Annotated in this window: 19 protein-coding genes; 14 read left to right on the top strand and 5 right to left on the bottom strand. The window is 60.5% G+C overall.

Going from position 1 to position 19,754, the window contains the following annotated elements; translation table 11 throughout:
* Nucleotides 1–147: 147 nt before the first annotated feature.
* Nucleotides 148–489 carry a branched-chain amino acid transporter permease gene (locus ACOX7T_RS05285; protein WP_148316174.1) on the bottom strand — a complete coding sequence of 114 codons (342 nt, stop codon included), beginning with the start codon at nucleotides 487–489 and terminating at the stop codon, nucleotides 148–150.
* Nucleotides 486–1,196: an AzlC family ABC transporter permease gene (locus ACOX7T_RS05280; protein ID WP_006571954.1), complete on the bottom strand. Its 711-nt coding sequence runs from the start codon at nucleotides 1,194–1,196 to the stop codon at nucleotides 486–488. The genes ACOX7T_RS05285 and ACOX7T_RS05280 overlap by 4 nt, the downstream gene beginning before the upstream one ends.
* Before the next feature lie 212 nt (nucleotides 1,197–1,408).
* Between ACOX7T_RS05280 and ACOX7T_RS05275 the strand changes: the two genes are divergently transcribed.
* The 5 genes from ACOX7T_RS05275 (at nucleotide 1,409) to ACOX7T_RS05255 (ending at nucleotide 6,752) form a co-directional block, all read left to right on the top strand.
* Complete coding sequence (locus ACOX7T_RS05275) at nucleotides 1,409–2,299, top strand: diacylglycerol/lipid kinase family protein (protein ID WP_433440581.1); 891 nt, start codon at nucleotides 1,409–1,411, stop codon at nucleotides 2,297–2,299.
* Nucleotides 2,300–2,672: 373 nt separating this feature from the next.
* Entirely contained in the window at nucleotides 2,673–3,968 is a 1,296-nt protein-coding gene (locus ACOX7T_RS05270) for a cytosine permease (protein WP_433440579.1), read from the top strand.
* A 124-nt stretch (nucleotides 3,969–4,092) separates the two neighbouring features.
* Nucleotides 4,093–4,689, top strand: coding sequence for a cysteine hydrolase family protein (locus ACOX7T_RS05265; RefSeq protein WP_433440577.1), 597 nt, complete (start codon nucleotides 4,093–4,095; stop codon nucleotides 4,687–4,689).
* Nucleotides 4,690–4,743: 54 nt separating this feature from the next.
* Complete coding sequence (locus tag ACOX7T_RS05260; RefSeq protein WP_433440575.1) at nucleotides 4,744–5,700, top strand: isochorismatase family protein; 957 nt, start codon at nucleotides 4,744–4,746, stop codon at nucleotides 5,698–5,700.
* Nucleotides 5,697–6,752: an alcohol dehydrogenase gene (locus ACOX7T_RS05255; RefSeq protein WP_433440573.1), complete on the top strand. Its 1,056-nt coding sequence runs from the start codon at nucleotides 5,697–5,699 to the stop codon at nucleotides 6,750–6,752. Before ACOX7T_RS05260 ends, ACOX7T_RS05255 begins: the two co-directional genes overlap by 4 nt.
* A gap of 60 nt (nucleotides 6,753–6,812) precedes the next feature.
* On the opposite strand, the gene spoIIP is transcribed toward ACOX7T_RS05255, so the two are convergent.
* Entirely contained in the window at nucleotides 6,813–8,036 is a 1,224-nt protein-coding gene (gene spoIIP / locus ACOX7T_RS05250) for a stage II sporulation protein P (RefSeq protein WP_433440571.1), read from the bottom strand.
* A gap of 170 nt (nucleotides 8,037–8,206) precedes the next feature.
* Here spoIIP and ACOX7T_RS05245 point away from each other — a divergent pair, with 170 nt between their 5' ends.
* Complete coding sequence (locus tag ACOX7T_RS05245; protein WP_433440569.1) at nucleotides 8,207–8,734, top strand: MarR family winged helix-turn-helix transcriptional regulator; 528 nt, start codon at nucleotides 8,207–8,209, stop codon at nucleotides 8,732–8,734.
* A 24-nt stretch (nucleotides 8,735–8,758) separates the two neighbouring features.
* A complete protein-coding gene (locus ACOX7T_RS05240) occupies nucleotides 8,759–9,601 on the top strand; it encodes a DegV family protein (RefSeq protein WP_433440567.1) in 843 nt (280 codons plus the stop codon).
* A gap of 124 nt (nucleotides 9,602–9,725) precedes the next feature.
* Here the strand turns inward: ACOX7T_RS05240 and ACOX7T_RS05235 are convergent, their stop codons facing one another.
* Together ACOX7T_RS05235 and ACOX7T_RS05230 are read right to left on the bottom strand one after the other, a co-directional pair.
* Nucleotides 9,726–9,971, bottom strand: coding sequence for a hypothetical protein (locus ACOX7T_RS05235; protein WP_433440565.1), 246 nt, complete (start codon nucleotides 9,969–9,971; stop codon nucleotides 9,726–9,728).
* A gap of 217 nt (nucleotides 9,972–10,188) precedes the next feature.
* The gene (locus ACOX7T_RS05230; protein WP_433440563.1) at nucleotides 10,189–10,431 is read right to left on the bottom strand and encodes a hypothetical protein; all 243 of its coding nucleotides are present in this window, start codon (nucleotides 10,429–10,431) and stop codon (nucleotides 10,189–10,191) included.
* A 263-nt stretch (nucleotides 10,432–10,694) separates the two neighbouring features.
* On the opposite strand from ACOX7T_RS05230, the gene ACOX7T_RS05225 reads away from it, so the two are divergent.
* The 7 genes from ACOX7T_RS05225 (at nucleotide 10,695) to ACOX7T_RS05195 (ending at nucleotide 19,717) form a co-directional block, all read left to right on the top strand.
* Nucleotides 10,695–11,609 carry a DUF2156 domain-containing protein gene (locus ACOX7T_RS05225; RefSeq protein WP_433440561.1) on the top strand — a complete coding sequence of 305 codons (915 nt, stop codon included), beginning with the start codon at nucleotides 10,695–10,697 and terminating at the stop codon, nucleotides 11,607–11,609.
* Between the two features lie 58 nt (nucleotides 11,610–11,667).
* Entirely contained in the window at nucleotides 11,668–12,546 is an 879-nt protein-coding gene (locus tag ACOX7T_RS05220) for a GNAT family N-acetyltransferase (RefSeq protein ID WP_433440559.1), read from the top strand.
* A gap of 527 nt (nucleotides 12,547–13,073) precedes the next feature.
* The gene (locus ACOX7T_RS05215; protein ID WP_433440557.1) at nucleotides 13,074–14,018 is read left to right on the top strand and encodes an ABC transporter permease; all 945 of its coding nucleotides are present in this window, start codon (nucleotides 13,074–13,076) and stop codon (nucleotides 14,016–14,018) included.
* A gap of 2 nt (nucleotides 14,019–14,020) precedes the next feature.
* On the top strand, nucleotides 14,021–15,352 hold the full coding sequence (locus tag ACOX7T_RS05210; protein ID WP_433440555.1) for an ABC transporter permease: 1,332 nt from the start codon (nucleotides 14,021–14,023) through the stop codon (nucleotides 15,350–15,352).
* A gap of 16 nt (nucleotides 15,353–15,368) precedes the next feature.
* On the top strand, nucleotides 15,369–16,445 hold the full coding sequence (locus ACOX7T_RS05205; protein WP_433440553.1) for an ABC transporter ATP-binding protein: 1,077 nt from the start codon (nucleotides 15,369–15,371) through the stop codon (nucleotides 16,443–16,445).
* 4 nt (nucleotides 16,446–16,449) lie between these two features.
* The gene (locus tag ACOX7T_RS05200) at nucleotides 16,450–17,484 is read left to right on the top strand and encodes an ABC transporter ATP-binding protein (RefSeq protein WP_433440551.1); all 1,035 of its coding nucleotides are present in this window, start codon (nucleotides 16,450–16,452) and stop codon (nucleotides 17,482–17,484) included.
* A 484-nt stretch (nucleotides 17,485–17,968) separates the two neighbouring features.
* Nucleotides 17,969–19,717, top strand: a complete 1,749-nt coding sequence (locus tag ACOX7T_RS05195) for a peptide ABC transporter substrate-binding protein (RefSeq protein WP_433440549.1) — start codon at nucleotides 17,969–17,971, stop codon at nucleotides 19,715–19,717.
* Nucleotides 19,718–19,754 lie beyond the last annotated feature (37 nt).

Here is a 19,754-nt window from a genome sequence, read left to right as displayed (position 1 = left end):
GATTTTAGACAGCCTATAATATGAATAGCCGCAAGCCATCACACGATAGCTTGCGGCTATTCCGTTTGTTCCGTACCGGTAGTGCCCCTGGGGATTCAGTTTGTTTCCCTATGAGATGGAGCCCTTCCGGCGGCATTTCTTTTTCTTTTACACGAATACGGCCTGCACCAGCACCATATAGAGGATAGTGCCGCCGAAGATGGACAGCAGGTTGTTGTGCTTCCACAGGTGGAGCACCACCACCGCCGCCACGGCGATGACCTGGGGCAGCCACCCGGCGGGGGCAAACAGGCTGGCCGCCCGCAGGGAGCGCAGGCAGTAGACGATGAGCATGGCGATGATGGCGGGGGGCAGCACCCGGCCCAGGTAGAGCACCAGCTTGGGGGGATTGCCGCCCCGGTCAAAGAGCAGGAAGGGCAGGGCACGGGTGAGGAAGGTGACCACAGCCATCACCGCGATGGCCAGTACAGCGTGAATGGCGGGACTCATGCGTCCGCCTCCTTTCCGGCGGCGTCCTGCTTGTCCAGCCGGGGCCGGAGGAGGAGCAGGGCCACCACAATGGCGCCCAGAGCGGGGAGCAGCATCTGCTCCTCCCCTACCAGGATGAGAAACAGCAGGGTACAGCCCGCACCCAGGAAGGCGGGCAGGTGGTCCTTGGCCGCCTTCCACTGGTCCACGGCGATAACCACAAAGAGGGCGGTCATGGCGAAGTCAATGCCGGTGATGTCAATGGACAGCAGGCCGCCCGCCACCGCGCCGATGACCGACCCGGCAATCCAGTACAGGTGGTCCAGAATGGCCACGGCGAAGTAGAAGTCCTTGGGGCGCACGCCCACAGGCACCGAGGCGCCCGCCAGCAGGGCATAGGTCTCGTCGGTGAGGGAAAAGATCATATAGAACTTCCGCCAGCCCATGCCCCGGAACTTCTCCAGCATGGACAGACCGTACACCAGGTGGCGGAAATTGATGAGCAGGGTCATCACCGCCACGGTGCCCAGCCCGGCGGCGGTGGCCAGCAGCTCCACGCCCAGGTACTGGCCCGACCCGGCATAGATGGTCAGACTCATAAAAAACGCCCAGATAAAGTTGAAGCCCACCCGCTCCAGCATCAGCCCAAAGGCGATGCCGATGGACAGATAGCCCATCAGCACCGGCAGGGTGACAGGAAACGCGGCGGCGAGTGCCTTGCGGTTCATGGGAACGCCTCCTCTGCTCACTTGCACACAATAGTTTGCTAAAGCAATAGTTTAGTTCTTTTTGCGGAAAAAGGCAAGGAGATGTTTACAATTTCTCCGTCCTGGGCAAAGTCCGATTGCATTTTCTTCAGGATACAGTATAATAAAACAATCGCTGGTGCTGTTCCGCCGGGCGGAAACGGGGCGCCGGACGGGTTTCTCTGGAGGACAAAATGAAGAAACTGCTCTTTATCTACAACCCCCATGCCGGCAAGGGCCAGATCCGCGCCAAGCTGGCCGATGTGCTGGACATTTTCACCAAGGCGGGCTGGCTGGTGACCGTCCGGCCCACCCAGGGCAAATCGGACGCTACTTACACCGCCGCCTGGCTGGGGAGTGAGTTTGACCGTGTGGTCTGCTGCGGCGGAGACGGCACCCTTCACGAGGTGGTCACCGGCCTGATGGAGATTGAACGCCGCCCCGAGGTGGGCTACATCCCCGCCGGCACCACCAATGACTTCTCCCGTAACCTGAAGCTGCCCAAGGGGTATGACGCCCTGGCCGCCACGGCGGCGGAGGGCATCCCCCGTCCGGTGGATATCGGCCGGTTCAACGACCGGTACTTTGTGTACGTGGCCGCCTTCGGCGCCTTTACCGACGTGGCATATGACACCCCCCAGCAGGTAAAGAACATGTTCGGCCACCTGGCCTACGTGCTGGAGGGTATCGCCCGGCTGGGCAACCTGAAGGGCTACCAGGCCAAGGTGGAGTATGACGGCGGCGTGCTGGAGGATGAATTTATCTTCGGCATGGTGAGCAACACGGTCTCAGTGGGCGGCATGCTGGGCCTGCCCGCCGACACTGTGGCTCTGGACGACGGGCTGCTGGAGGCCGTGCTGGTGCGTACGCCCCGCAACCCCATGGAGCTTCAGGGGGTCATCACCGCCCTGATGAAGCAGACCACCGACGAGGCCGCCGGGGTGCTGGGCTTCCACACCTCCCGGCTGAAGATCACCTGCGCCGACGAGACGCCCTGGACCCTGGACGGGGAGTACGGCGGCGCGCCCAAGGTGGCGGAAATCGCGGCCTGCCGCCATGCGGTGAATATTGTCTACGGCGCCTGACGCCGTTGGTCCCCGCGCTTGTTCCGGCGCTCCCTTTCGGGAGCGCCGTTTTTTCTGTTTCGAAATTCGTTTTAATTTGTGAAAAAATCGTCAATTTGGCTCTGATTTCCCGTTTCAGGTCACTTTCTCTTATCCTATGTTCAAATTGCTGCGAATTGGAATATTTTCTATCTGTTTTGATTTCATTTTTCACAAAAATTCCTTGACATTCCCCTAAGAGGATGGTTTATAGTTTGAGTTGAACGGAGGCCCAATGCGGCGGGCAGAGACGGGTATCCACCCGGCTCCGAACTCCGTCCCGAGTGTGTGGCAGGGGCGGAAACGCGGCGTCCGGCGCACGGGTCAGGCAGACCGGATCTTATTTGAGAAAGGGATGTGTATTGTGAAAGAGACAAAAGCAGCGGTCCAGAACGAAGCCGCCAACAGCGACGAATTCAGTAATCAGCGAGTCCCCATGTCAGCCCGTAAGGGCATGCTGAGCCTTCTGACTGTATCCCTGGGCTACGTGTTCGTGGTCACCAGCATGCAGGCCGGCGGCAACATCGGCGCGGGCCTGAACTTCCAGGACACCGTGCTGGCGGTCCTGGTCAGCAGCGTAATCCTGGCGGTGCTCTCCTGCGCCATGGGCGTCATCTCCGCCAAGAGCGGCCTGAGCCTTGGCCTGCTGAGCAAGTACTCCTTCGGTAAGGCCGGCACCTACGTGCCCGTGGCCATCGTGGTCATCACCACCATCGGCTGGTTCTCCATCGACGCCTACCTCATCGGCCAGACCACCAACACCCTGTTCCCCATCATCCCTATTGTCCCCGTTGCCATCCTGGGCGGCCTGGGCATGACCTTCACCGCCATGCGCGGCATGAAGTGGATGACCTACCTGAGCAACGTGGCCGTGCCCCTCATCATCGTGTTCGGCATCATCTCCATGGTTCTGGCTGTCAACAGCGCCGGCGGCATTGCCGGCATGATGGCCATTCCCCAGGAGAACCCCGTGGACTTCGGTCAGGCCGTGGCCTGGGGCGTGGGCTCCTACGCCGTGGGCGCCGTCATGTTCACCCCTGACATCATGCGCTTCTCCAAGAACGCCCGCACCGCCATCATCGTCATGATCATCACCATGATGATCGGCAACACCTTCATGCTCCTCTCCGGCGCCATCGGCTCCGTGGTCACCGGCACCCCCGACGTGGCCATCATGCTGTCCATGCAGGGCCTGCTGGCTCCCGCCTTCCTGGTGCTGGTGCTCAACATCTGGTCCACCGCTCAGGGCTGCGTCTACTCCGGCTCCATGTCCCTCAACAGCGTGGTGCCCAAGGTCAAGCGCACCTGGCTGGTGGTTGGCTTCGGCATCATCGGCATCATCTTCGCCCTCATCGGCTTCTACAACTACTTCGGCTCCTACATCGACTTCCTGTCCGCCAGCGTGCCCCCTCTGGGCGGCATCTTCCTGGCTGACTTCCTGGTGACCTACCGTCAGGACTACCCCGACATGGACACCGTGGACCTGCCCACCGTCAACATCGCTGGCTTCATCGCCTGGATCGTGGGCTTCGTGGTCAACCGCATCAACATCGGCATCGGCATGCCCGTCATCAACTGCATTATCGTGGCCTTTGTGGTAAAGGCCATCCTGGGCAAGGTCATGGGCAGCGGCCTGAAAACCAAGGCCTGATTATCCTGCGCTTCCGGGACCGCGGCTCAGCCGCGGTCCCCTCACTATCCGGCCCGCTCCGGCGGGGCCCGGCATCAAATACCCCCAACAGGCGCAATGCGCCAACTGAAAGGAGATTTTTTACATGAAAGGCTTTGCGGAACATTTTGTGGACGACGGCTCCAACTTTGAACTGAATGACCCTGCCCTGCTCATTGTGGACATGGTCAACGACTTCTGCAAGGAGGGCGGCGCCATGGTGCTGCCCGAGGGCATGGAAACGGTGGAGCCCACCCAGAAGCTGATTGCCGCCTTCCGTGAGAGGAAGCTGCCCATCATCTTCATCAACGACTGGCACCGGGCTGGCAAGTACGACAAGGAATTTGACAAGCGGGCGCCCCACTGCATCGAGGGCACCTGGGGCGGCAAGGTCATCGACGAGCTGGCTCCCCAGCCCGAGGACTACCAGATTCCCAAGCGGCGGTTCAGCGGCTTCTACCAGACCGACCTGGACCTGGTGCTCCGTGAGCTGGGCCGCAAGACCGTGGTGGTCACCGGCGTGGTCACCAACATCTGCGTCCGCTCCACCTGCCACGACGCCTTCTTCCGGGGCTACCAGGTGGTGGTGCCCAAGGACTGCGTCCGGGCCACCGGCCCCCGCGAGCAGGAGTCCACCCTGTGGGATATCGAGACCCACTTCGGCGCCGTCACCGACAGCGAGACCGTGCTGTCCAAGCTGTAAGCCATCCCGCCGCCCTCCGGGCGGCCATTCCGGACGGCAGAGGAGGGAGCGAGAATGCTGACCGTCAAGGCAGCGGCCGACGAGACCGGCCTCACCGTCAAGGGAATTCGCTTCTATGAGAAAATCGGGTTGATCCGGCCGGCGGAGCGTTCGCCGGCCGGATACCGGCTTTATTCGGAGGAAGACGTGGCCCGGCTCCACCAGATCCACTTCTACCGGGAGCAGAAGTTCTCTCTGGAGGACATCGACGCCATCCTCAACAACCCGGATACCGACCTGCGCAGCTATTTGAAGCGGCAGCTCTTTGACATTGAGGACCAGATCCGGGAGCTGGAGCGGGTACGGGACACCCTAGACCGGGTGCTGCGGGAGGACGACTGCCGGGGCGCCATGAGCAACAGGGCAAAGGACGCGGGCAACCGCAGCCGGTACGCCATTGTGAGCACCGACCTGCAAAATGAGTTTCTGGACGGCGGGTCCATGTCCTGCCGCCGCATCTACAACATCATCGAGCCTTTGCGGGCCATGCTGGAGCGGGCCAGAGCCATGGGGATTCCGGTCATCTACGTCCGGGACTCCCACCACCGGAACGACCCGGAGCTGGAGATCTGGCCCGACCACTGTCTGGAGGGCACCTGGGGCGCCCAGATCATTGAGCAGCTCACCCCCGCTCAGGGGGACTATGTGCTGAAAAAGAACTATTTTAACGGCTTTATCGGCACCAAGCTCCAGAGCACGCTGAAAAAGCTGGGCACCGAGACCATCATCTTTACCGGCTGGCGCACCCATGTCTGCGTGGCCCAGACCGCCATCGAGGCCTTCCAGCGGGGCTACCGCATCATGGTGGCGGAGGACTGCGTGGAGTCCACCACCCAGGTGGAGCACGACTTCGGCCTGAACCTGCTCCAGGTCAACTACTGCGCCGAGGTGCTGCCCGGCCAGGACATTCTGGACCTCATCGCCCGGGAGGGCGGCGAGGACCTTTCTCAGGAAAAGGAGCACAGCGTATGAGCGGAACCATGATGGCCGTGGTGTACCACGGCAAGGGGGATCCCCGCTTTGAAGAGCGGCCCATCCCCACCATTCTGGACCCCAGGGACGCCATCGTGAAGGTGGGCATGTCCAGCATCTGCACCAGCGACTTCCACATCCGCAACGGCGCCGTCCCCAGGGCCAGGGAGAACGTCATCCTGGGCCACGAGTTCGCCGGGGAAGTGGTGGCCGTGGGCGATGCCGTCAAAAAAATCAAGCCCGGCCAGCGGGTGGCCGCCAATGTGGAGACCTTCTGCGGCGAGTGCTGGTTCTGCAAGCAGGGTTTTGTCAACAACTGCGTACAGGGCGGCTGGGAGCTGGGCTGCCGCATCGACGGCTGCCAGACTGAGTATGTCCGGGTGCCCTTCGCTGACAACGGCCTGACCGTCATCCCCGACAGTCTGGCCTATGAGGACGTGATCATGCTCTCCTGCATCCTGCCCAGCGGCTATTTCGGCGCGGAGCTGGCGGAGATCAAGCCCGGCGACACGGTGGTGGTGCTGGGTGCCGGACCGGTGGGCTGCACCACCATGATGAGCGCCCGGCTCTTCGGCCCCGCCTGCATCGTGGCGGTGGATCCTATCGGGGAGCGGCTGGACTTCGCCAAGCGGAATGGCTGGTGCGATGTGGCCGTCAACCCCAATGAGGAAGATTTGGAGGCCGTGGTGAAGGGCCTCACTGACGGACGGGGCGCCGACTCAGTTATTGAGGTTGCAGGAGGAAAGAACACCTTTGAGACCGCCTGGAAGGTGGCCCGGCCCAACGGCATTGTCTCCCTCATCGCCATGTATGAGGAGGCCCAGAGCCTGCCGTTACACCTGATGTACGGCAAGAATCTGACCTTCAAGACGGGCGGTGTGGACGCCTGCCACAACGACATGCTGATGAAGCTCATCGAGGGCGGAAAGCTCAACTGCCGCCCCCTCATCACCCACACCATGCCCCTCAACGACATCATGCACGGGTATGATATCTTTGAACACCACCTGGACGGCTGCGTCAAGGTGGCCATCACCCCCTACGAGCGCTGACATACAGAATATGACAGGGCCCGGGACAGCTGTCCCGGGCCCTGTATTTTGTGTCGGCATTTACTCCGTTCCCTCCAGCTCCAGCAGCACCTGTCCCGCCGCCCGTGCAAAGAGCCGGGCACCCCGGATGGCCTCCTGGATGGTGTTGCCGTGGGCGCCCACCTCCACCAGCAGGGAACCGTTGGTCAGCGCCTGGTTGTACACCGAGCTGCCCCGGATGGTGATGGGGCGGGCCAGGGTGGGGTAGAGGGTGTTCATGCTCTTCTGGATTTTCATGGCCAGGGTCAGGTTCTCCATCCAGCGGGGGTAGTCTCCCGCCTCCGGGCTGCCCATGACCAGCATGACCTGGGCGGTGTCCTGGCCGTCCACGGTGGTGAGGGGCTTGTAGACCGTGCCGTCCTCCCCGATGAGGGCGTCCCGGTGGACGTCCAGCACGATTTTGATGGAGGGGTACTGCTCCAGATAGGTCTGCACCCCGGCGCCCGACCGGCCGTAGGCGCCGTTGTATTGAGGGTAGTCGTAAGGCGTCTCATCGTGGATAACCGACAGCCCCATCTCCTCAAAGACCTCCTTCATCTCCTCCCCAATGCGCACCATGTTCTGCGTGTTGTCCAGGGTGCGGCTGTTGTCAGTCTGGACGTAGATGTCCGTGCCGTCGGGCGTGTAGGCCTCGGTGGCGTGGGTGTGCATGATGAGAATCTGGGGCTCCGCCGGGTCGCCCAGGGTGATATTCACCTGAGCGGAGGCCAGCGCCGCCGCATCCACCGCCACGTCCGTTGTATTATAGATGTATACCCCATCCGCCTGGGCATATCCGACACCCGAGGAGGGCACCAGCGTGCGGGCGATGATATCGTCCGGCGCGGTGGTGACAGCGGGGAGGTTGGCCGGGTCCTCCGGGTCCTCAGCCTCGGGGGTGGGGGAGGGCTCCGCAGGGTCCTCCGGCTCCTCCTTTTCTGTCCCGTCGCCGCCAGGTCCTCCCGCCAGCCATTGGGCCACCGCCTCCTCATTGCTCCGCAGCAGGGAGGACTGGCCCACTACCAGCCGCCCCCACCGGTCCAGGGCGTCAAAGGGACCGCCGGTCCCTTCCACCTCTCCCAGCTCCGCCCGGAGAACAGCCGATACAAAGCTTCCGTCCTCTCCCAGAGCCTTGAAGGCCTCGGCTGCCGCCCCCGCTCCTGCCGCCGTCAGCAGCGCCCACAGCGCCGCCGTGACCATCAGCAGCGCTGCGCTGCGCCGGAGTACCCGCCCCCACTGAATTCCGCTGTGCCTGTCCCTTTTCATCTGTATCCCATCCCTTCATGGTGAAATTTATGCGACAGCTTTGGCGGGTATGCCGGTTATTTAATTTGGCATTCAAAATTTACTTGACTTTTGCAATATCTTCTATATAATGGCTACTGAATTAGGCCTGTACGGCCCATTCTACATACTTTTAAAAGGAGGCGAAGGCCGTGGAACAGCATCGTGAGGAGCTCAACCGTTTTATGGTGGAGGTATTTCACGAAGTTCTCAAGACTGAGGAACTGGCGTTGTCCAGAGCAAAGGGGGAGCTGTCTCTCCGGGAGCTCCACCTGATTGAAGAGGTGTGCCGGGCGGCAGAGCTGGGTCTGGACAACCGGGCCACCGCCATCGCCGCCGCCCAGCGGGTGACTGCGGGCACCCTGACCACAGCGGTGTCCCTGCTGGAGCGGAAGGGCTATCTGGAGCGCCGCCGTGACGAGCACGACAAGCGTGTGGTGCGTATCCTGCCCACTGAGAAGGCCTGGCAGGCAAACCGTGAGCATGAGCGCTTTCATGAGGAGCTGGTGGAGTATATTCTTGGCTTTCTCTCCGAGGAGGAGGCTCAGGTCTTTGTCCGGGCGCTGGGCCATGTGGCCGGTTTCTTCCAGGAAAAGACGGCCATGTCCTCCCGCAACGGGGAACAGACTCCGCCGTCCGCCGCTATGAAACAGACCAGTGAAAACAGTGAAACGCTGTGAGACAGCAGCAGGAGGTATTTTAAAATGATCCGTATTATCACTGACAGCACCAGCGACCTCTCTCCCGCCCGCCAGGAGGCTCTGGGTGTGGATGTCATCCCCCTCTCGGTCCACTTTGGTGAGGAGGTCTTCCGGGACGGCGTGGACATCACCAACGAGGAGTTCTATGACCGTCTCTCCAAGGTGGAGAAGCTGCCCACCACCTCCCAGATCAACCCCGAGGTCTTTGCCGACCTGTTCCGGAAGTATCTGGACCAGGGGGACGAGATTGTGGGCATCTTCATCTCCGGCGCCATGTCGGGCACCTGCCAGAGCGCCCTCATTGCCCGGGACATGGTGGACGGCGAGGACCGTATCCACATTGTGGACTCCCGCACCGTGACCTTTGCCCTGGGCCTGCTGGTGGAGGTTGCCGCCACACTGCGGGATCAGGGTCTCTCCGCCGGGGAGCTGGCCGCCAAGCTGGAGGAGCTGGCGGGCCGCCTGCGGCTGCTGGCCGTGGTGGATACGCTGAAATACCTGAAGATGGGCGGACGCATCTCCACCGCCTCCGCCGTGGTGGGCGCGCTGCTGAACATCAACCCCATCATCACCATTGAAAACGGCCTGGTGGAGGGCATCGGCAAGGCCCGCGGCCGGAAGGCCGCCTTCCAGTGGATTGCCAAGCGGATGGAGAAGGAGGCCCCCGACCTGTCCCTGCCCGTGGCCTTCGGCCACTCCAACGCCCCCGAGGCCATGGCCGAGTGCCAGGCCTTCTTTGCCGATATCATTGGCGGCGCCACCGTACATGCCAGCGACATCGGCAGCGTCGTGGGTACCCACGTGGGCCCCGGCGCCACCGGAATCGTCTATTTCCGCGCAGAATAAAAACATCAGCGCCTCCGGCTGCCGGCCGGAGGCGCTCTCCATTTGTCCATTTGAAGGAATAAAAAGGCGGCGCACTGCGTTTCCGCAGCACGCCGCACCTGATTTTGATTGATTGAGAAGGCGCTTACGCCTTCCGGGCCGCCAGTTTCGCTCTGCTCGCCAGCTCCAGGCGGCGAATCACATACACAGAGTCGGTGACGACCTTGACCGGCTTGGAGAAGTCCAGCACAAACAGGCCGATAAAGGACCCCGCATCAATACGCACGGAACCGTCCTCAGACTCAAAGAAAACCGGCTCTTCCACTGCCTGGGCCAGCTTCTGGACCTCGGCAATCTCGTTGAAGGAATCGAACTTTACTTCAAACACCATTTAAGGTCACCTCCTTTAGGCATGCTCAGTATACCATTGGAGGCCTGTCTGGAGCAATGGTCGCTTTCCACAATCTTTCTGACGGATTAAGCTCGACCTTGCGTGTTTTTGACGCTTTCCTTTTTTAACAAGAATTGTCTTGACGTTATAATTCCAGGTCTTTACTCTTTTAAAGCACTTTCCGCTTGTCAAAAAAGCTTTTTAGCTGTTTCTTAACTTAAAAAGACGCGCACCGCGCCTCTTCATCCAGATAGTCCAGCTGGGAGAGCAGCTCCTGAGAGTCGGTTACAATGCAGACGGGCCGGGAATAATCCAGCGCAAACAGCCCGATGAGAGATTTGGCATCAGCCAGCACGTCTCCCTCTGTCTCCCGGAGCATAACCTCCTCAGGGACGGAACAGGCCATCCGGCGCAGGCACCGGAGCTCCTCCGCATTGCGGAACTTTCGGACAACAGTCATATGCGCTCCCTCCTTTGCCCTATCATAGCATACTTTTCTTTTCCTGTGAAGCAGAGTTATTTTCTTCACATTCTTTTCTGTTTTGGTCCCATACCGCGTGAAAAAGTTCACAATTTTTTCGTCCGGCCGTCTCTTTCCGCCGCCAAAAAAATGCGCCAAAGGGAACAAATTCCTTGTTTTACACTAGGAAATGTGGTAAAATAAATAAAAGCGTCTGTGGGAAAGCCGGCGCTGAATCTTTAGCACAGGAGCGCTCATACCTTATGATAGAATTTCAGACGCCCCAGCTGGCGGATAAGGCCTGGATTGACCAGCTGCTCAGCCGTGCCGGCTATCGGGGCTGCGAATATAACTTTACCAATCTCTACACCTGGAAGGACGCTTACAACCATCAGGTGGCCCGGCTGGATGACTTTCTGGCGGTGCGCCTGTGCGGTGGTCTGGGGTGCAGCTACCTCTATCCCGCGGGCAGCGGGGACCGGGCGGCAGCTGTCGCCGCCCTCCGGGCCGACGCGGAGGAGCGGCGACAGCCCCTGCGGCTGGTATGCCTGACAAAGGAGCAGACCGGCGAGCTGGAGGCACTGTTCCCCGGCCGGTTCCGCTTTGAGTCCGACCGGGACGGCTGGGATTACCTCTATGAAATCGACCGGCTGGCCGATCTGGGCGGCAAAAAGCTCCACGGAAAGCGCAACCACATCAACCGCTTTCTGGAGAACAACCCCACCTGGGTCTACGAGCCCATCACGCCGGACAGTCTGGCCGAGTGTCTGGAGATGGATAAGGAGTGGTACCGCCGGAGCATGATCCGGGAGGGCGCCGCTGAGGAGCGGGACCTGGGCGATGAGGGCCGCGCCCTCCGCCTGGCCATCGAGCACTACCGGGAGCTGGGCCTGGAAGGCGGCCTTATCCGGGTTTACGGTGAGGTGGTGGCCTTCACTATGGGCGACATTCTCACCTCCGACACCTTTGATGTACACTTTGAGAAGGCCTACGGAGAGCTCCAGGGGGCCTACGCCATGATCAACCGGGAGTTCGCCCGGTGGGTCCGGGCGCACCACCCCGGCATCCGCTACCTGAACCGGGAGGACGACATGGGAGTGGAGGGTCTGCGCAAGGCCAAGGAGTCCTACTACCCCGACCTGATGGTGGAAAAATACAGCGCAGTCTGGCAGGCATAAGGCGGCATGGACACGCCGGAAAAAGGGCGTGTATTCATTGAGAAGGATGGGTGATACTATGGTAGAGATCCGTCCCTCCCGCGTGGAGGAGCTGGAGGAGCAGAAGTCACTTTGGAAAGTAGCCTTCGGCGATGACGAGGCGTATATCGACCTCTTTTACCGCACCTGCGTCAATCCGGAAGATATCATTATCCTGGCTGAGGACGGGACCCTGCGCAGTATGCTGGCCCTGCTGCCTCTGGAGGTGGAGCTGCCCAGCAGTGAGCGGCTCAGCTCCGCCTATGTGTACGCCCTGACCACTGACCCCAGCGCCCGCAAGCAGGGCTACGGCCGGGCGCTGCTCCAGTACGCCGACTCCTGCCTGCGGGAACGGAAGGTGGACTGCATCACTGTGGTGCCTGCCGAGGCGGGTCTGTTCAAGTTCTTCGAAACCGTGGGCTTTGGCGACTGCTTCTCCAACCGGAAGCTGGAGCTGCTGGAGAGCATGATTCCCCCTGCGCCTCCCCACAGCACGCTGGAGCCGGTGGACGCCTCCGCCTACGGTGAGCTGCGGGAGCGGCTTCTCTCCGGCACCTTCCATGCCCGGTACGGCGGCAAGCTGCTGGAGTTCCAGGCCGGCGCCTCCCGGCTGAGCGGCGCCGGGCTCTACCGTCTGGCCATTGACGGCCGGGAGGGCTGCGCCGTTGCTGAGTACACCAGCGACAGCAGCCTGGCCATCAAGGAGCTGCTGCTCCCGCCCTCTCTGATGACGGGCGGCGTATCCTTAATTAAAGAAGCGCTGCAGGCCGATCGCTACTTTGTCCGTACCCCCACCCTGTGGGACGGGCTGCCCGGCAGCTATATCCAGCCCTTTGCCATGGTCAAGTGGCTCAGAGAGGATCTGCGTCAGGCGTGGGGCGAAGAACGTTCCGGCTATTTCGGTCTTGGTTTTGACTGATTTCGCCCATATTCTCTGATAAATGCGCTCAAATATGCGCAAAGCGGTCAGTTCTGTCCTAAACCGCCCATGAGGGCGAACTTGTGGGAGCCGGCGCCGCAGCTGTGGCGTCCGGCTCCTTTTGTTTGCATTTTCAGGCAGTAAAAAATGCATTTTTGCCTTCAGCAAATTTGGGTTCATTTTTTCAAATTCCCCCCCAATTTCGCCGGTACAACGCTTTGAAAAAGTGGCGGGAAAGACAAAAAATATGGACGATAGCACAGTAGAAGGACAAACGTTTCTCCTTGAGAAATATTTTTGCGCACATATAAAGAAATAAATGTCCGTAATATATGGACATTTGCAGGATGTCCCGCCCTGTCCATCAAATCCGCGTCCGCTTGCCCTTGACGGAGAGACAGTTTTGTTATACAATGTAAAAACTATTTTGTGTCAAAGCGCGCAATTAGGCCACCGGAGCCCCCTTCCAGTGCACCGCGAAGGGGCGAACGCAACGAAACAAGAGCAGAGTAATAGGAAGTGAAGAAATGGCAAAATACGTAGTAAAGCGGGTTATCATGGCCATTGTCACCATCTTGGTTGTGGCATGCGTCACCTTTTTGCTGATGATGTCCGTGCCTGGCAGCCCCTTCAACGACGAGAAGGCCCTGACTGCGGACCAGATGGCAGCCATGGAGGCCAAGTATGGTCTGGATCAGCCCCTCCCTGTTCAGATGGTGCGCTATCTCCAGGGCGCCCTCCACGGCGACTTCGGCGTGTCCCTGAAGATGCAGAAAGATCGTCCCGTGCTGGACATCATTATGGAGAAGTTCCCCATCTCCGCCAAGATCGGCGTCATCGCGCTGGTCTGGGCCATCATAGTGGGTGTGCCTCTGGGCTGTTTGGCGGCCTATAACCGAGGTAAGTGGATTGACAGTATCCTACGGGTCATCTGTACGTTGGGCATCTCCATGCCAGGCTTCGTGGTGGCCACATCACTTATGATAATATTCTGCGGAGATGGGTCAATCCTACAAATCAACGCTATATTCTCGCCCGATATAGACGGTGCCATGGCCTACTTCCTGCCCTGCCTTGCCCTGGGGCTCTACCCCATGTGCTATATCGCCCGTCTGACCCGTTCCTCCATGCTGGACGCCCTGGGACAGGACTATATCAAGACTGCCCGGGCTAAGGGTCTGGCCACCCCCAAGATTATCTTTAAGCACGCCCTGCGCAACGGCGTCATTCCCGTCATCACCTACCTGGGCCCCCTGACCGCCTTTACCCTGTGCGGCGGCTTCGTGGTGGAGCAGGTGTTCACCATCCCCGGCCTGGGCAAGTACTTCGTCTCGGCCATCCAGAACCGCGATTACTTCATCATCATGGGCACCACCATCTTCCTGGCTACCCTGGTGGTTGTGATGAACCTGGTGGTGGATATCCTCTATAAGATTGTGGATCCCCGCATTGACCTGGCGAAAGGAGATTAAAAATGGCAGACAAGAAGAAAAAAGCTGTCTTTGGCTCCCTCCAGCCCAATGTGGATTCCATGCTGGAGTGGAACGACCTGACCCCGGCGGACTTTGCCCCTGCCGACAAGGATGAAAAAGCGGATTTCATTCAGCAGCGCAAGAGCGTGTCCTACTGGGCCGACGCCTGGCGCCGGCTGCGCCACAACGTGGTGGCCATGGTGGCACTGTTCGTCATCATATTCCTCATGCTCTACGCCTTTGTGGGCCCCATGCTGGTGCCCTACACCTATGACCAGCAGATCCGCGGCTCCGAGAACCTCTACCCCTGGCACTACTCCCTGGAGGCCCAGAACGCCTACAAGGAGGCCACCCAGGTCCAGGACCCCGATGAGGCTGTCGCCGCCGCCAAGGCGGAGGCCGAGGCCAAGGGTGAGAAGTTCACCAGCGTGGACGCGGCCATGATCCGCGCCCAGATCAAGGCCGGCGGCTCTCACCCCGAGTTCGAGGGCATGACCGAGGCCCAGATTTACAAGGAGCTGGGCTACGGCCTCCAGCCCTTCGGTTACTCCACCAGTGAGCTCCAGCGCATCGCCGACGGCGAGAACGTGTTCCCCCACGTGTTCGGCACCGACAGCCTGGGCCGCGACATCATGGTCCGCACCATGTACGCCACCCGTGTGTCCATGGTCATCGGCCTGGCCGCCGCCTTCATCGTGCTGGTTATCGGCGCCCTCTACGGCTCCATCTCCGGCTACTTTGGCGGTATGGTGGATACTGTGATGCAGCGTATCGTGGATATCATCTACTCCCTGCCCGAGGTGCTGATTATCCTCATCATCGCCACTGCTGTGGGCCCCCATGTCACGGAGTTTATCAACAATAACCAGGGCTCCACTTTTGCAAACTTCCTGCGTACCGTAGGTCCCAACCTGATCGGTATGTTTGTGGCCTTCTCCATTCTCTACTGGGTCAGCATGAGCCGTATTATCCGCGGCCAGATCCTCACCCTGAAGAAGCAGGAGTATGTCACCGCCGCCCGTGCCCTGGGCGCCTCCGGCGGCCGGATCATCCGCCGCCACCTGCTGCCCAACTGCATCGGCCAGATCGTGGTTACCACCTGCCTGCAGATCCCCTCCGCCATCTTCACCGAGTCCTTCATGTCCTTCCTGGGCGTGGGCGTGCTGGCTCCTCTGACCAGTCTGGGTTCCATGTGCTCCGACGCACTGAGCGGCATCAACACCTATCCCTACCGGCTTGTGATTCCCGCGGCGATCATCAGCGTGATGATCCTGGCCTTCAACCTCTTTGGTGACGGCCTGCGGGACGCGCTGGATCCCCGGCTGAAGAAGTAAGAGAGGAGGAGAAACCATGGATCAGAACAAGGACAATCAGGCTGTGCAGGATGTGCAGAGCCACAAGACCGGCGAAAAGCTGCTGGAAGTCAAGGATCTCCGGGTCTCCTTCTTCACGCCCGCCGGCGAGGTCAAGGCCGTCAGCGGCGTCAGCTACGACCTGAATTACGACGAGGTTATGGGCATCGTGGGCGAATCCGGCTCCGGCAAGAGCCAGGAGGCCTACGCCATCATGGGCCTGCTCCAGTCCCCCGGTAAGGTCATCGGCGGCTCCATCACCTTTGAGGGTCGGGACGTGCTCTCCTTCAACAAGCAGGAGATGACCTCCTTCCGGGGCAGCGAGGTCTCTATGATCTTCCAGAACCCCATGACCTGCCTGAACCCGGTCTACACCGTAGGCAACCAGCTCATTGAGGCCCTCAAGGCCCACGACAAGTCCATCTCCACTCAGGACGCTGCCAAGCGCGCCATGGAGATGCTGGAGCTGGTGGGCATCAACAACGTGCAGAAGCGGATGAAGCAGTATCCCCACGAGTTCTCCGGCGGTATGCGCCAGCGCGTCATGATCGCCATGGGCCTTATCTGCCATCCCAAGCTGCTCATCGCCGATGAGCCCACCACCGCTCTGGACGTGACCATCCAGGCCCAGATCCTGGAGCTGATGAAGTCCCTCCAGAAAAAGACCCACATGGGCATTATCTTCATCACCCACAACCTGGGTGTTGTGGCCGAGATCTGCGACAAGGTCTCCGTCATGTACGCCGGCAAGATTGTGGAGCAGGGCCCTGTGGACGATATCTTCTACAAGCCCGGCCACCCCTACACTGTGGGCCTGCTGCGTTCCATGCCCCGTGTGGACGCCGAGAGCTATGAGCGCCTGATCCCCATCGAGGGTACCCCTGTTGACATGCTCAATCCCCCCGAGGGCTGCCCCTTCGCCCCCCGGTGTGAGCACGCCATGAAGATCTGCCTGCAGAAGATGCCCCCCTACACCCAGCTGGGTGAGGGTCACCGTTCCGCCTGCTGGCTGCGGGTACAGGAGCAGATGGCCGCCCAGAAGCAGGACGGCCAGACCGAGAACAAGGAGGTGTGAGGCCATGAGTGAGAAAAATGATATCCTCGTTCAGGTCGACCACCTGAAAAAGTATTTCCGCGTCAAGGGCGTAAAGGGTCCCGGCGTGCAGGCTGTGGAGGACGTGTCCCTCTTCATCCGCCGGGGCGAGACCCTGGGCCTGGTGGGCGAGTCCGGCTGCGGTAAGACCACCCTGGGCCGTACCATTCTGCAGCTCTACACCCCCACCTCCGGCAAGATCATCTACAATGGCGAGACCATTTTTGAGGGTCAGGACCCCTGGCCCAAGGACGAGAAGGGCAACAGCATCCATACCAAGGTGCCCAAGTACCATCAGGCCAACATGCTGCCCTACCGCCGCAAGATGCAGATTATTTTCCAGGATCCCTCTGCCTCTCTGGACCCCCGTATGACCGTGGGCGAGATCATTGGTGAGGCTCTGGATATCCACAAGCTCTACTCCAGCAAGCAGGAGCGGACCGACCGCATCAAGGAGCTGCTGGGCATGGTTGGCCTGAACACCGAGCATGCCAACCGGTATCCCCATGAGTTCTCCGGCGGCCAGCAGCAGCGCGTGGGTATCGCCCGTGCTCTGGCTGTGAAGCCCGAATTCATTGTCTGTGACGAGCCCATCTCCGCTCTGGACGTGTCCATCCAGTCCCAGGTGGTCAATATGCTGGAGGATATGCAGGCCGACCTGGGCCTGACCTACCTGTTCATTGCCCACGACCTGTCCGTGGTGCGGCACATCTCCAACCGCATCGGCGTCATGTACCTGGGCAGCCTGGTGGAGCTGGCCGACAGCTATGAGCTGAACAAGAACCCCATCCATCCCTACACCAAGACCCTGCTCTCCGCCGTGCCGGTGCCCGACCCGGAGGTGAGCCGCCAGCGTCAGCGTATCGTGCTGGAGGGTGATATTCCCTCTCCCATGAATCCGCCCAGAGGCTGCCGGTTCCACACCCGCTGTCCCTACGCCACCGACAAGTGCAAGGAGGCTGCCCCCGAGTTCAAGGAGCATGCGCCCGGCCACTGGGCTGCCTGCCATCTGCTGGGCTAACGGGGCGCATGCTCCTGCGAGCGTAAGCGAGCCGCCGCACTGCGGCGTACAAGCGTTTTGCCCCTCAGCGGCAAAACCTTGATGCCGGGCGGATTCACTCCGCCCGTGCAGATAAAAATATGGGTCCCTGGTCAGCCAAAGGCTGGCTGGGTTCATGCGCCTGGCCACTGGGCTGCCTGCCACCTGCTGGGCTGATGGGGCCGTTTATTACGCTCTCTATGTGCGCCTCTCTGCCCGACCGCAGAGAGGCGCGAACTTAAGATTTAACACTTTTGCAACAAATCGCTTTACATGGGGAAAGAGCCGTGGTATAATGGCTCAAACACCATGTTGTCCTGACATGGACAAATGTTGTTCTTCAGCACCTGGTTGGAAACCCGCCGTGCGGGTTTCCTCATTTCCCCAGGGAAATGAACCGGCGCACCGCTCGCTGTGTATCACGCCAACCGGCGTAACGATACAAAGACAAATGGGAGGTTTTAGAATGAAGAATTGGAAGAAGCTTCTGTCTCTGCTTCTTGCCGGCACCATGTCCGTCAGCCTTCTGGCGGCCTGCGGCAACAATGAGACCGGCGGCCAGAACACCCCCGCCCCCTCTGGCTCCACTGAGCCCAGCCAGACCACTGAGCCCAGCCAGTCCACCGGCGACACCTTTAACCTGAACGTCTGCTTTGCTTCTGAGCCCGAGACCATGGATCCCGGCCTCAACCGCACCGTGGACGGCAACATCATGATCAGCCACCTCTTCGAGGGCCTGTACAAGTATACTGACAGCGATCCCTCCGGCGATGGCCGCAACGGCGCTACCGCTGTGCTGGTTCCCGGTCAGGCTGCCGCCGAGCCCGAGGTCACTGACAACGGCGACGGCACCTTTACCTACACCTTCACCCTGCGTGACGACATCTACTGGTCTGACGGCCAGCCTGTGACCGCCAACGACTTCGTCTACTCCTGGCGCCGTCTGGTGGATCCCGCCACTGCTTCCCCCTACTCCACCATCATCGCCATGGTTGTGAACGCCAACGAGATCATCGCCGGCGAGAAGGACAAGTCCGAGCTGGGCGTTGAGGCCGTGGACGACAAGACCTTCGCCGTTCACCTGACCTATGACTGCCCCTACTTCCTGGACATCTGCGCCTTCCCCAACACCATGCCTCTGCGTGAGGACGTGGTTGAGGGCAACGCCACCTGGACTCAGAGCCCCGACACCTATGTGTCCAACGGCCCCTTCAAGCTGCAGTCCTGGACCCACGACGCTGAGATCGTCATGGCCAAGAACGACAAGTACTACGGCGCTGCCGACATCGAGCTGGACACTCTGACCTTCAAGCTGATGGACAACGCCAACTCCATGCTGACCGCCTTCCAGAGCGGCGCTCTGGACGTGATGCAGAATCCCCCCACCGACGAGGTTGCTACCCTGCTGGTTGAGGGCACTCTGATCCCCGGCGACTACCTGGGCACCTACTATGCCTGCTTCAACAACCAGAAGGAGCCCTTCAACGACGTCCGCATCCGTCAGGCTTTCTCTCTGGCCATCGACCGTAACTTCCTGGTGGAGAACGTCACCCAGGCTGGTGAGATTCCCGCCGGCGCTTGGGTCCCCGAGAACGTCGTTGACGCCGAGGGCACCGATGGTCCTACCTTCCGCGAGGTGGGCGGCGACTATTACAGCGTTGATCCTGCCGACTACGAGGCCAACTGCGAGAAGGCCCGTCAGCTCCTGGCCGAGGCCGGCTATGAGAACGGCGAGGGCTTCCCCGAGGTGACCTACCTCTACAACACCGATGAGAAGCACGGCGCCATCGCCGAGGCTCTCCAGCAGATGTGGAAAGAGGTCCTGGGCGTCAACGTGACCCTGAACAACCAGGACTGGAACGTGTTCCTGGAGACCCGTTCCAAGGGCGATTACAGCATCTGCCGCAACGGCTGGATTGCTGACTACAACGACCCCGTGTCCTTCCTGGATATGTTCATGACCGACAACGGCAACAACGATGCTCACTACTCCAACCCCGCTTACGACGAGATGATGAAGACCGTGCTGTCCGACTCTGACGCCGCTGGCCGTATGGAGCTGATGCATGAGGCCGAGAAGCTCCTCATCGAGACTGACTGCGCCGTTGCTCCTCTGTACTACTACTCCAACCCCTATATGGTCTCCGACAACGTCCACGGCATGTTCTACACCCCGCTGGGCAACTTCCTGTTCTACAACTGCACTCAGGGCTAATCTCAGCCTTCCAGAGGGCCGGTCGCAAGACCGGCCC

The sequence above is a fragment of the Pseudoflavonifractor sp. genome (assembly GCF_050943825.1).
GTDB lineage: Bacteria > Bacillota > Clostridia > Oscillospirales > Oscillospiraceae > Pseudoflavonifractor.
Note: the sequence above shows the minus strand (reverse complement) of the source record. Positions and strands in the feature narration are given on the sequence as shown.